Below are 310 nucleotides of genomic sequence, written 5' to 3' on the forward strand. Positions count from 1 at the left end.
TTTGCACTCGCCGGCCTGATGGCCGCCGTCACCACGCTGGCCGCCACGGGCCAGGCCATGGCCCAGGACTTCAAGCCGCGCATCGTGCGCTTCGGCTATGGCCTGGTCGATGAGTCCAACCAGGGCCTGTCTCTTATACACATCTGACGCTGCCGACGAAATGCGAACAGTGTAGATCTCGGGGGTCGCCGGATCATTAAAAAGGGGGGGGGGGGGGGGGGGGGGGGGGGGGGGGGGGGGGGGGGGGGGGGGGGGGGGGGGGGGGGGGGGGGGGGGGGGGGGGGGGGGGGGGGGGGGGGGGGGGGGGGGG

Annotated in this window: 1 pseudogene; it reads left to right on the plus strand. The window is 74.8% G+C overall.

From position 1 onward, the window contains the following. Positions 1 to 126, plus strand: a pseudogene (locus JHD82_RS29545) (TRAP transporter substrate-binding protein); the annotation flags it as partial. Positions 127 to 310: the final 184 nt, after the last annotated feature.

Origin of the sequence: Delftia sp. ASV31 (assembly GCF_016428765.1) — a bacterium.
Classification (GTDB): Bacteria; Pseudomonadota; Gammaproteobacteria; order Burkholderiales; family Burkholderiaceae_C; genus Comamonas; species Comamonas acidovorans.